The organism is Mesorhizobium sp. C277A, assembly GCF_040324395.1.
Lineage (GTDB): Bacteria > Pseudomonadota > Alphaproteobacteria > Rhizobiales > Rhizobiaceae > Mesorhizobium.
In genome coordinates, this window is the sequence record NZ_JAMYVW010000002.1 from 3,074,334 (window position 1) to 3,087,083 (window position 12,750).

Consider the following 12,750-nt stretch of genomic DNA (forward strand, 5'->3'; position numbering starts at 1 on the left):
CCGACGTCGCCAGACCGTCGACAATCCCTAAGCGCTAGCCGGTTTTGATCCTTTGGGGGGCCGCATTCTCTATCGCGAAGAAAATCGCTTCGAACAGATCCTCGTCGCGGAAGGGCTTGCCGAGCAAGGGCACGTCGGCTGGCCGATCGGCAATCTCCCGGGCATCGGCATAGCCCGTGATCATGACCGCTGGCCAGTCCGAGCGCAAATTGCGCGCGAAGCGGATTACGTCGACTCCGGATACGAGTGGCATGGCGAAGTCGGTGATAATGACGTCGAACTTGTCGGGAGTGCGCTCCATCATGGCCAGCGCCTCCGCCCCTCCTCCCGCGCAGGTCACCTCGAAACCGCGCTGGCGAAGGGACTCGGCGGTCAATTGCCGCAAAACATGGCTGTCGTCGATCAGGAGGATTGATGGGTGCTCCATTCCGGCATCGGCGAACGCTCGTTCAATGTCGGGTTCCGCCGCAGGATCCACCGGCTGTTCGGTCGAACGTGGCAGCCAGAGTTGCATGGTAGTTCCGCGGTTGACGACGCTTTCTATGCGAAGTGTCCCACCTGACTGCTTCATGAAGCCGTAGACCGTGCTGAGACCGAGGCCCGTTCCCTTACCGACCGGCTTGGTGGTGAAGAACGGTTCGACGACCTTGGCGACAAGATCGGGTGGTATGCCGGATCCGGTGTCCTTGACGGCGATCATGACATAGTCGCCCGGCGGAATATCCTCTGTTGGCGTCCCGATCGATCGATTCTGCGCATGCACGGTTATTGTCCCGCCAGAGGGCATGGCGTCACGCGCGTTGAAAACCAGATTCATCAAGGCCAATTCAAGTTGGCCTGCATCGACATGCACCGGCCAGATCGTGTCATCGATCTGCCAGTCGAAACGGATCAACCCCCCCAGCACGGGCGCCACCAATCCGTTCATCGTGTCGCCCAGCGCAGCAAGGCGCACCGCTTCCGGCTTCAGGGTCTGGCGCCGCGAGAATGCCAGCATTCGCGCGACAAGGTCAGCGCCTTGTCTTGCAGAACGCCGCGTCAGGTCGAGTACCTGTTGCGCCTGATCATCCAACGTAGCCCGGCGTTCAAGCAGCCCTAACCCACTGAGAATTGCGGCGAGCAGGTTGTTGAAATCATGCGCCAGGCCGCCGGTTAGCTTGCCGATAGCGTCGATGCGCTGGGATTGAAGCAGCTGATCCTCAAGACCGCGCCGCTCGGTGATGTCAAGCAATGTGCCGATGATTTCCGGTTCACGGCCATCTGAGCCGTCCGACATCACGCCCTGGTCGAGAAAGATGCGATACTCGCCATTGGCGCAATGCCAGCGGAACTCGCACGTATAGGAGCCGGTGGTTTTGGCCGCCAGCAGCGCTTGCTTCAATCGCGGCAGGTCGTCGGGATGAACGCGGCTGAGACCGAACTCCGGATCCGATGTCAGGTATTCAGGCGCAAAGCCGGTCAAGCGCTCGACGCCCTCGGTAACAAAGCGCGCCGCGAAGGGCGGCTCGGCTGCCCGAGCATGAAAGCAGACCGGCAACGAATTCAGGATGGCATCCTGCCGTTGCTCGGCGCTGCGCAGCGCGCGTTCGGCCTGAAGCTTGTCCTTGTGCGCCTGCAACGCCTGCGCCAATAGTCCCTGCTCGACCTCCGCCTTGCGCTGGATCTCGAGCGTCTTCTCGTGGAGTTCGACGAAAACCGCGACTTTCGAACGCAGCATGATCGGATCAAATGGCTTGAACACATAGTCGACCGCGCCGGCATCATAGCCGCGCAGCATATGCGCATCCTCCTTGTTGATGGCGGTCAAGAAGATGATTGGGGTGCGCTTGGATTGCTCGCGCTGGCGGATAAGTGCGGCCGTTTCATACCCGTCCAACCCTGGCATGAGGACATCCAGGAGAATGACGGCGAACTCCTCTTTCAGCAGAAAGCGCAGAGCCTCTTCGCCCGATTGGGCGCAGATGACCTCTCCGATAGTCGCGAGCACTTCGCTGATCGCCAGCAGATTGCGCTCATCGTCGTCCACCGCCAGGATGCGGGCTCTTGCCGGCCCTTCGGCAAGAGCTGCCACCTCAAGTTTCCTTACCCTGTTTCTTGCCAGCTTTTGCATCGAACGGCCGTCAGTTCGCTGCCAGGAGAAGTTTTTCCGGGCTCTCGACACGGGATCGGGCACGCCCGATCCAGACACGAAGCAGCGCCAGCAGGAGATCCAGGTCGACGGGTTTGGCGATGTAGTCGGAAGCCCCGGCATCCAGACATTTTTGCCGATCCCCCTTCATCGCCTTTGCGGTGACGGAAATCAGCGGGATATGAGCAATCGCCGGTGTGCCGCGAATCCGCCGCATCGTCTCGTAGCCGTCCATCTCCGGCATCATGATATCGATCAATGCCACGTCGACATCGGGCGCCTGTTCAAGAAGCGCGATGCCATCACGGCCCCGCTCGGCATGCAGAACCTGTATGTCATAGGTCTCCAGAACACTGGTGAGCGAATAGATATTGCGAATGTCGTCGTCGACGATGAGAACTTTCGCCCCGGCGAGATCGGACTTGCCGTTGTGTTCAGTTCCTGCCCAGGCCTCTTGGCGACCTTCTCCCGGCAGCGTTGCCGAAATATGCAGCGCCAATTGAGCGAAGTTCTCCGCCCGCGGTGCTTCCGCCAAGGCCGGGTTCAACGCCAGTACCTGTTCAAGCGCGTCCGGGTGAGGCGTAAAGAACAGCAGCTGCGGCAAGGCTTCGCCGAAGTGGCCGGTGATCTCGTCCAGCGCCTTTGCGTTGTCCTTGGCGGAGCGTCCAAAGCCGAGCACGACGGCATCATAGGAGGCGAGGCCAACGTCTTCTGCATTTGCCGCAACTCGACCGATCGCGGTGACCGACGTTACGCCGTCGCGGATTGCCTCGACCAGCGCCAGACGCCGCTCCGGGTCAGGGTCCACGACCAGAACGCGGCGCTGAACGCGGAGCTTCTTCGAGTGGATATCCTGAAACACCTTCATCAGCTCGTCCGAGGAAACGGGCTTGGTGGAAATGCTGGACGCCCCCTTGCGTGCGAGACTGTCGATGTCTTCGGCACCCGAGATGACATGGATGGGAATTCCCCTCGTCTTCTGGTCATGCCGCAGCAGATCGAAAAGCACCCAGCCATCGATATCCGAAAGCCCGAGATCAAGCGTGATTGCGTCGGGAACGAGCTTGCGGGCCAATGCCAGCGTGCCGGAACCTGCATTCGACAGAACGCCTTTCAGCCCGGCCGACCGGGCGAGGCCGAGCAGCAACCCGCCAAAGGTCGGGTCGTCCTCGACGATCAACACGATCCGATCGGTGGGTAGGATTGAATCGCGGTCGTCGATCAGCTCTGCCGAGGCCGGACTGCTGAGCAGAGCTGTCGCAGCAACCGCCTCCGCCGCCGGAGCCAGGGTCGACTGTACTGTCGTCACGCGGGGGCCGTCGAACGGGATGATGAGGGTAAATGTCGACCCCTTGCCCGGCGTGCTTTCGACCCGCAATTCGCCGCCAAGCAAGCGAGCGATCTCGCGGCTGATCGAGAGCCCAAGGCCGGTGCCGCCATACTTGCGGCTGGTGGTGCCGTCGGCCTGCTGGAAGGCCTCGAAAATCAGCTTCTGTTTGTCTTCTGGAATGCCAATGCCGGTGTCGGTGACGGCGATCGCGAGAGCCTTCACCGGCTGCGTCGCGCCATTGCGGCGGCCGGCCTTTTCAACCCGGAAGTTCAGGCTGACCTCGCCTTCCGAGGTGAATTTGAATGCGTTGGAAAGCAGGTTGAGGACAATCTGCTGCAAGCGTTTCTCATCTGTGCGGACCGTGTCGGGAAGCGCCGGATCGACCTTGATGGTGAAGCCAAGTCCCTTGTCGGCTGCCAGCTGACGAAAAGTTCGTTCCATGTGCTGGCGAAGATGCGTCACCGGCATATCGTTGATGTCGATGGAAACAGTGCCCGACTCGATCTTCGACAGATCGAGGATATCGTTGATGAGGCTGAGAAGATCGGTTCCTGCCGAATTGATGGTGCGGGCGAACTCTACCTGTTTTTCGTTGAGGTTGCCGTGCTGGTTGGTCGCCAGCAGGTTTGACAAAATGAGCAGCGAATTGAGCGGCGTGCGCAGTTCGTGGCTCATATTGGCCAGGAACTCGGACTTGTATTTCGACGTGAGTGCCAGTTGCTCGGCTTTCTCCTCCAGCGCGCGTCGCGCCATCTCGATTTCGAGATTCTTGTTTTCGACCTGCTTCTTTTCGTTCTCGAGCAGCTGCGCCTTTTCCTGCAGTTCCTCGTTCGTCGCATGCAGCTCTTCCTGCTTTTTTGTCAGCTCGGTTTGACGCGCTTGCAATTCCGACGTCAGCAGTTGCGACTGCTTGAGCAGGCCCTCCGTGCGCATCGTCGCAGCGATGGTGTTGAGAACGATGCCGACGGATTCCATGAGCTGGTTGAGGAACGACTGGTGTGTGTCACGAAACTCGCCGAACGAGGCGAGCTCGATGACGGCTTTGACTTCATCCTCGAACAGGGCAGGCAGGATGATGACATTGGCTGGCGAGGCGCTGCCAAGACCAGATGTGACCCGAAGGAATTCTGGCGGCACATTGTCCAGCATGATGGCGCGCTTGTCGGCGGCACTTTGCCCAACCAGGCCCTCTCGCAGATCAAGCCGCTGCTTGATGGCAGCTTTGCTCTCGGCGCCATAGGAAGCCGCCAGCTCAAGATAGGATTCCTCCTCGTCGCGATTGGTGACGTAGAACACCCCATACTGGGCGTTCACCAGAGGAGCGAGTTCGGACATGATGAGCCGCGAGACGGTGGCAAGATCGCGCTCGCCTTGCAGCATGCGCGAAAACCGGGCGAGATTGGTCTTCAACCAGTCCTGCTCGGCATTCTTCAGCGTCTGATCCTTCAGATTGCGGATCATTTCGTTGATGTTGTCTTTTAGCGCGGCGACCTCGCCGGACGCTTCGACGCTGATCGAACGGGTAAGATCGCCCTTGGTCACCGCCGTCGAAACCTCGGCGATGGCACGCACCTGGGTGGTCAGATTGGCAGCGAGTTGATTGACGTTGTCGGTGAGGTCGCGCCAGAGGCCGGCGGCACCTGGCACACGCGCCTGACCGCCGAGCTTGCCCTCGATGCCCACCTCACGGGCGACGTTGGTCACCTGGTCGGCAAAGGTGGCAAGCGTCTCGATCATGCCGTTGATGGTGTCGGCCAGCAGGGCGATCTCTCCCTTCGCGTCGACCGTCAGTTTGCGCCTGAGATTGCCTTGCGCGACCGCCGTCACGACATCGGCGATGCCGCGCACCTGATTGGTCAAGTTCGTCGCCATCAGGTTGACGTTGTCGGTCAGGTCCTTCCAGGTACCGGCAACACCTTCGACGCGCGCCTGGCCACCAAGCTTGCCCTCGGTGCCAACCTCACGCGCGACTCGGGTGACCTCGCCGGCGAAGGAGTTCAACTGGTCCACCATGGTGTTGATGGTCGACTTGAGCTCCAGGATTTCGCCCTTCACATCGACGGTGATCTTCTTCGACAGGTCGCCGCGCGCCACGGCGGTCGTGACTTCGGCGATGTTGCGCACCTGGCCGGTCAGATTCTCGGCCATCGAGTTCACATTGTCTGTGAGATCCTTCCACGTGCCGGCAACGCCGCGCACCTGCGCCTGGCCTCCCAACTTGCCTTCCGTGCCGACCTCGCGTGCCACGCGCGTGACTTCCGAAGCGAAGGAATTAAGCTGGTCCACCATTGTGTTGATGGTGTCCTTCAGCTCCAGGATCTCGCCGCGGACATCGACGGTGATCTTCTTCGAAAGGTCCCCGAGCGCCACGGCGGTGGTTACCTCGGCGATGTTGCGCACCTGGCCGGTCAGGTTGGCCGCCATGGCGTTGACGTTTTCGGTCAGATCCTTCCACGTGCCGCCGATGCCGCGCACCTGGGCCTGGCCGCCGAGCTTGCCATCGGAGCCGACCTCGCGCGCCACACGTGTCACTTCCGAAGCGAAGGAATTGAGCTGGTCGACCATCGTGTTGATGACGTCCTTGATCTGCAAGATCTCGCCCAGCGCGTCGACGGTGATCTTCTGGGTCAAGTCGCCGGTCGCGATGGCCGTTGCCACCTTGGACACGTCGCGCAATTGCACCGTCAAATTGCCGGCCATGGCGTTGACGTTGTCGGTCAGATCCTTCCAGGTGCCACCGACGCCTTCGACATGCGCCTGGCCACCAAGCTTGCCTTCCGATCCCACTTCGCGGGCCACACGCGTGACCTCAGAGGCAAAGGAGTTCAGTTGGTCGACCATCGTGTTGACGGTGTCCTTGAGCTCCAGGATCTCGCCTTTGACGTCGACGGTGATCTTCTTCGACAGGTCGCCGCGCGCCACGGCGGTGGTGACTTCTGCGATGTTTCGAACCTGGCCAGTCAGGTTGGCGGCCATGAGATTGACGTTGTCGGTCAAATCCTTCCATGTGCCGCCGACGCCCCTCACCTCTGCCTGGCCGCCCAGCTTGCCTTCGGTGCCGACCTCGCGTGCCACGCGCGTCACTTCCGAGGCAAAGGAGTTCAGTTGGTCGACCATCGTGTTGATGGTGTCCTTGAGTTCCAGGATTTCGCCTTGCACGGCGACCGTGATCTTCTTGGACAGATCGCCCGACGCGACCGCCGTCGTCACCTCGGCGATATTGCGCACCTGACCGGTCAGGTTCTCGGCCATCGAGTTGACGTTGTCGGTGAGGTCCTTCCAGGTGCCGGCGACGCCGCGCACCTGCGCCTGCCCGCCAAGCTTGCCTTCGGTGCCAACCTCGCGTGCCACGCGCGTGACCTCGCCCGCGAATGAATTCAGCTGGTCCACCATCGTGTTTATCGTGGATTTCAGCTCGAGAATCTCGCCCTTCACGTCGACCGTAATCTTCTTCGACAGGTCGCCCAAAGCCACCGCGGTCGTCACTTCGGCGATGTTGCGCACCTGGCCAGTCAGGTTCTCGGCCATGGAATTCACATTGTCGGTCAGATCCTTCCACGTACCGCCAACACCCTCAACGCGCGCCTGGCCGCCAAGCTTGCCTTCAGTGCCGACCTCGCGCGCCACGCGCGTCACTTCCGAAGCGAAGGAATTGAGCTGGTCCACCATCGTGTTGATGGTGTTCTTCAGTTCTAGGATTTCGCCCTTGACATCGACTGTGATCTTCTTCGACAGGTCGCCCGAGGCGACTGCGGTCGTAACCTCCGCGATGTTGCGCACTTGCCCGGTCAGGTTCGTGGCCATCGCGTTGACGTTGTCGGTCAGATCTTTCCACGTGCCGGCGACGCCCTTGACCCGGGCTTGGCCGCCGAGCTTGCCTTCCGTACCGACCTCGCGCGCGACGCGCGTCACCTCGGAGGCGAAGGAGGCCAACTGGCCGACCATGGTGTTGACGATCTTGCCGATGCGCAGGAATTCGCCGCGCAGCGGTCGGCCGTCAATTTCGACCATCATGGTCTGCGACAGGTCACCCTTGGCGACGGCGCCGATAACGCGCGCAACCTCAGCCGTCGGCTGAACCATGTCTTCGATGAGATCATTGACTGAACGGACACTGGATTCCCAACTGCCGGTGGCATTGCGAACCCGGCCGCGCTCGCCTATCCGCCCTTCCTTGCCGACGACCCGGCTCAAGCGCTCGAACTCGCGCGTCACTTGGTCGTTGAGGTCAGCGATCTCATTGAAAGTCTCGGCTATCTCGGAATCGAGGCCTTCATAAACATTGTCGATGCGGACGGAGAAATCGCCGCGCCGGAAGGCTTTCAGAGAATTCAGGATGCTTCGACGGTCCAATTGCTTCTTGGATGCCTGCACGGTCACAGCGCCACTCCCAGCCCTATGGATTTATACGGATAAAATTGCCCCCGCGGCCAATGGTGGATCGCGCCGCAAGACCCCAAACGCGGCATTTTCAATTTTGTTCCATCGTGCCGTGAATTCCAGGCCGACGATTGCGCCTTGGTTTAAACGCCGGATTTCATGATGTGGTTGTGGATTTATCGGGCTTTAGCCGACCACGACACGTCATGGCCGTTTGCCATTGCCCAGAGAGGCATGAATTGCGTTGCGGAACTCGGAAGGCGAGGCAGGCTTTGCGACCCATGTCCCGTGAAGGAAAATCGGATCGTGAAAACCCGAATTGGCGTAGCTTGCCGAATGGACGACAAAGGGGATGTTTCGGGCGTCAAGCAACGTAGCTATTCGTTCGAGCGCGATAAACGCCTCGTCTTCCAAAATCGCAACGAACCTATGGTGGTCCAATTATCGCAGTCCTTTGCTCTCCGAACCGATCGGCAGCGCAGCACGCCGCCTGACCGGTTCCACCCGGTGGTCGAAGCTCACGGCAATTTTCTTACCGGACATGGCATGGACCATAAGCCCGACCAATTCCTCGTCGTCGCAGCGACACTGAGGAAACCTTGCGCGGATTTCATCGACCGCAAACGCCGTCGAGATAATGTCGTCAGCGCGATAGCCAGAGATCACCGCGTAGACTGCGCTATAGGTTTCAAGGTCAATGACTTCGGTTTTCAGCACATCATCCTCCCTGCGGAAGGCCGACGGCAGAGGCGCCGGATGTCTCGCAAAGATTGCTAGATGCCGGCATCGAGTCTTCGGCGCTGTATCCTGTTCATTCTATGACGGTTGGCCGCGCTGTCGATAGCTCTGCAAGGCTTTGTACGCTTCCAGACACTGATTCACGCGAGCGACCAGATCAGGCAATCGTGCCGTTCATATACGTTTTCCGGTTCACTGTAGTGCCGTCCGCCAACTGAAACAGTCCGCCCGACCAGAATGACGATTGTCGGCCCTTTCACTTGAAGCCCCCCCAGATCAGCGAGTGAGTTGTGGCCAACACTCCAACACCTCCGTCATGCTGGCCGCCTCAATCTGCTCACTGAAGCGGGAATGGTAGACTTCCATCAGTGCGTCATGGGTCTGGTCGGCAGAGCTGCAGATGGCATCGGTGACGAGAATGACGCGAAAGCCACGATGGATGGCGCCAAGCACGGTCGCGAGAACGCAAACGTCGGTTTCGCCACCGGTGATCACGAGCGCACGCACGCCGGAGCCACTCAGCAGCGCGTCGAGCCGCCCCTCGGTCCAGGGTGAATAGACATGTTTGTCGACCACCGTCGCCGGCGGTACAAATCGTGCAAGTTGAGGCATCAGCTCGATCAGGCGCGGATCGATGTTGGAAAGGGTTACCTCCGCCCACCGACGATAGTAGTTTGCCCACATTCCCGGCGCCTCGCCCGGGCGGGCGGCAGGAATGAAGCGCGTGAACAGGGTACGGCTGGCATGTCTGGCGACCAGTTCTTCGATCGCCGGGACCACCTTTTCAGCCCACGGCACGGGCCAAGGTCCACCCGGCGCAAACAGGCGCTGCATGTCGACGCACAGATGCAGGCCATCGTCGCCTATTGGTCCGTGAATCAATCCTTGGGCGGCCACTGGTGCATTCCGTCGGGTTTGGGTTACTGGCCTGCCTGCCGCGCTGCATCGGCCTCAGCCACATCAACAGTGTAAAGCAATTCACCGTTTTCGTTGGATACCCTCACAAGCCAGCCGGACAGAGCGTCCGTGCCAGGCTGCAGGTCGGCGAGAAGATCGATTGCGCAGCGGATAGCTTCGGACCGGGCCGCCTCAAGGCTCGCCATCCTCGACGGCGGTATGCGTCGGCTGGTTTCGCCATCGCGATACTCAAAGACATATACGTCGCCGGCGCCGTCGCTTGCAGAGGTTATCTCGACCTGGTCGAAATTGCCGTTGCTGCTCGCGTCATATTCATTGGCTGCGAGATCAAAGGTCGCTGTCTGGACCAGGATTGCCTTTGCGCGGGCAAGCACGTCATCTTCAGCTTGTATCCCGACGTTTGCCATGTCCACCGTAACGCAGTCGCCGCCCTCGCCGCAAAATATCACCCGGCGAACCGACTGCCCGTCTGGCGCCCTGGCATTCACCACTTCGGTCCGAACGACTTGCATGACACTCTCCTGCCTGTGTCTGACAATGTTCATGGTGCGGTTTCGGTTCCTGCGGATGCAGGGCGTCGGCCCGGCTGTCGAGACCGATAGGACTTCCCCGCCGGACATTGACGTGCACCGAGCCCCCGCCGCAGGAACAATTCGAACGGAAACGCGTTGCCCTAGCTGGAAACGGGATAAGCGCAAAATGGCCGCGCCACGTGCTGCCTGGAAGGGCTTCTTGAAGGTTGGTTCGGTTACTTGCGGCGTGAAGATTGTCGGCGCAACCAGCGAAGCATCCAAGATCCATTTCAAGATTTTGAACCGCAAGGACGGTCTGCCGGTCAGGAGCGTCTACGCCGACGAGGAGACCGGAAAGCTGGTGGATGCAGCGGATCAGGTGAAGGGTTTCGAGATCGAAAAGGACGAATTTCTCCAGATCGAACCTGACGACATAAAGGCGTTGAAGCTGACGTCGAAGCACACGCTCGAAGTCGGCGAATTCGTATCGATTGACGATATCGATACGCGCTATCTCGAGAAGCCCTACTATCTGATCCCGGCCGACGGCGCCGCAATCGAAGCATACGGAGTGATCCGCGATGCCATGAAGAACAAGGGCGTGGCCGCTCGATCCTGCGTGGTGCTCTACCAGCGCGGCCGCGAAGTGCTGATTCAGCCCTATGGCAAGGGGATGGTGATGACCGAGCTTCGCAACCACAACGAAATGGTTTCGGAAAGCACTGTGTTCGATGGATTGGCCAAGCAGAAATACGACCCCGATCTGCTCGAAATCGCCGGCATGCTTATTGACAAAAAAGTGACGACCTTCGATCCCTCGAAATTTGAAGACACCTATGAAGACGCGCTGATCGCCATGATCGATGCAAAGCGCAAAGGCAAGAAGCTGCCGAAGCCCGCACCAAGGCCACAGGAGAATGTCATCAACCTCGCTGAGGTGCTGAAGAAGAGCCTCAAACAGGAAGGGCTGGCGAGATCCACAAAGAGAGCCTCACCGAAACGCAAGACAGCATAGTTGATAACTGCCCAGCCAGAAGGTCCGCACAGCAGCCCCAGCCGCCCTAAATCGCTCGGAACAATTCTCGCGGTTGCCCGTTGGCCACCAAGGACGATTCCTTATGGCCGAGATCAAGAACGTCGACAGGGCAGTCCTCAAAGAGCCAGAGGCAGCCGATGCCAACATTGCGCTCAAAGGAGCCGGAACGCAGGACTCTGATCGGGCGCCGACAAGCCCCAGGACCGCTGGCCATCGGTAAAAATACATGGGGTGTGAAAAGACCCTTTCGCCTCCAGACGCGGCGACGCGCGACCGGTGGCGGGCCGAACCCCACGCCCAAGCGAAACCCGGAGAATAGATGTGCCCCCCAAACCAGAGCCAACCGAAGAGCCGCCAGTGGATGCGCCGACTTGGACGCCGGACATACGCGAGCCTGAGCCGGATCTTCTTCCCGACGAAGTGCCAGTTCCTAATCCGGACGAGAACCGTGATCCGCCAAAGCGAGGCGTGGTGACAGACTGAACAACGAGTTTGGTCCGGCATCCTCCTGCAAAGGCGTTTATCTCGCCGCCGGGTTCAAGATCGCCAGTGAAATGCGACTGGATTTGGCTGCGCCGAATGCTTGACGGATTTGGTCTCGATAGTGTGGACCTGTCGACGCCTCGCCAATCCTCATTTTCCAAGTATCTGTTCGAACGTGCATTGCTTCGGGCTTTTGTCAGGACGCCATCGCAGAAATTTGGTGCCATGACGGAAACGATCGCCGGTGACATGATCGAACCGCACCTCCGCCACCAGTTCGGGCCGCAATGGCTCCCATTGTCCGCTTCTTTCCGTGCTCCACCGACTGGGACCGCCCGGCGCTTTTCCCGTGAAGCCAGGAGCCGATCGCAAAGCTTCAAGTTGTCGCGTAAGCTTGGCCCTGTCCTCCCGGGCGATCGTCGAAGTGAACCCGACATGGTCGAGTTGCCCCTGGTCATTGTACAGGCCAAGCAACAGGGAGCCGACTTCACGCGAATTCGCCAGGTAGCGGAACCCTCCGACGACACAATCGGCCGTGCGCAGGCGCTTGACTTTGACCATGGCGCGCTCGCCGGGTCGATATTCGTCATCGAGAAGCTTGGCAACGACCCCGTCGGTCGAACCTTGTCCGGATTGGCCAAGCCATCTGCCTGCCGCCGCCAAATCACGCGTCGCCCGAGACAGTTCGAGATCCTTTCGCGCGGCCGACTTTACGAACAGTTCGAGTGCAGCGCGCCGAACCGAGAGCGGCTGCTGCATCAAGGCGCCCTCGGAGGTCGCCAACATGTCAAAGAGGATCAGCTTTGCCGGCGTCGCGACCGACAGTTTCCGGATCCTGCTTTCCGCCGGATGCAGCCGCATCTGCAAGGCGTCGAAAGAAAGAGAGCCTGCAATTTCGATGACGATCTCACCATCGACCACGAACTCTTTTGTTTTCAGTTCATGCAACATCGCGACGACTTCCGGGAAATACCGCCCTAACGGCTTGCCGGATTTTGCACGCAACTCCACGGCCGCGCCGGCTTTAAAGGCCAGGCAGCGAAACCCGTCCCATTTGGGTTCGTATTGCCATCGGCCAGCATCGGCCGGCAACGTGTCGGCAGCCTTTGCTTCCATCGGCGCCGTGCTCAACGCCACGCCGAAAGACGATTTTACACTCGTCGGCAGATCGCGAGAGATGGCAGATTCGCCCGTCATGAAAGTTCCGTGGACAACGATGGAGATC

General features: G+C 59.9%; 7 protein-coding genes. 1 reads left to right on the forward strand and 6 read right to left on the reverse strand.

Annotation, left to right across the window (positions count from 1 at the left end):
- Positions 1 to 34 precede the first annotated feature (34 nt).
- From NKK52_RS15255 to NKK52_RS15275, 5 genes are all read right to left on the reverse strand, one after another.
- Positions 35 to 2,173 carry a PAS domain-containing hybrid sensor histidine kinase/response regulator gene (locus NKK52_RS15255; RefSeq protein ID WP_352629275.1) on the reverse strand — a complete coding sequence of 713 codons (2,139 nt, stop codon included), beginning with the start codon at positions 2,171 to 2,173 and terminating at the stop codon, positions 35 to 37.
- Positions 2,121 to 7,832: a HAMP domain-containing protein gene (locus NKK52_RS15260; RefSeq protein WP_031246159.1), complete on the reverse strand. Its 5,712-nt coding sequence runs from the start codon at positions 7,830 to 7,832 to the stop codon at positions 2,121 to 2,123. Before NKK52_RS15260 ends, NKK52_RS15255 begins: the two co-directional genes overlap by 53 nt.
- 447 nt (positions 7,833 to 8,279) lie before the next feature.
- Positions 8,280 to 8,555, reverse strand: a complete 276-nt coding sequence (locus NKK52_RS15265; protein ID WP_023681179.1) for a hypothetical protein — start codon at positions 8,553 to 8,555, stop codon at positions 8,280 to 8,282.
- 297 nt (positions 8,556 to 8,852) lie between these two features.
- Positions 8,853 to 9,473, reverse strand: coding sequence for a cysteine hydrolase family protein (locus NKK52_RS15270; RefSeq protein WP_023681178.1), 621 nt, complete (start codon positions 9,471 to 9,473; stop codon positions 8,853 to 8,855).
- A 23-nt stretch (positions 9,474 to 9,496) separates the two neighbouring features.
- Entirely contained in the window at positions 9,497 to 10,039 is a 543-nt protein-coding gene (locus tag NKK52_RS15275; protein ID WP_023700055.1) for a DUF6894 family protein, read from the reverse strand.
- 22 nt (positions 10,040 to 10,061) lie between these two features.
- Here NKK52_RS15275 and ku point away from each other — a divergent pair, with 22 nt between their 5' ends.
- Positions 10,062 to 11,021, forward strand: coding sequence for a non-homologous end joining protein Ku (gene ku, locus NKK52_RS15280; RefSeq protein ID WP_502900853.1), 960 nt, complete (start codon positions 10,062 to 10,064; stop codon positions 11,019 to 11,021).
- Between the two features lie 654 nt (positions 11,022 to 11,675).
- On the opposite strand, the gene NKK52_RS15285 is transcribed toward ku, so the two are convergent.
- Positions 11,676 to 12,722, reverse strand: a complete 1,047-nt coding sequence (locus NKK52_RS15285; RefSeq protein ID WP_023696313.1) for an ATP-dependent DNA ligase — start codon at positions 12,720 to 12,722, stop codon at positions 11,676 to 11,678.
- Positions 12,723 to 12,750 lie beyond the last annotated feature (28 nt).

Coding starts and splice junctions, on each gene's coding strand:
- ku (WP_502900853.1), top strand. CDS start 10,062: ATGCAGGGCGTCGGCCCGGCTGTCGAGACCGATAGGACTTCCCCGCCG.
- NKK52_RS15285 (WP_023696313.1), bottom strand. CDS start 12,722: ATGACGGGCGAATCTGCCATCTCTCGCGATCTGCCGACGAGTGTAAAA.
- NKK52_RS15275 (WP_023700055.1), bottom strand. CDS start 10,039: ATGAACATTGTCAGACACAGGCAGGAGAGTGTCATGCAAGTCGTTCGG.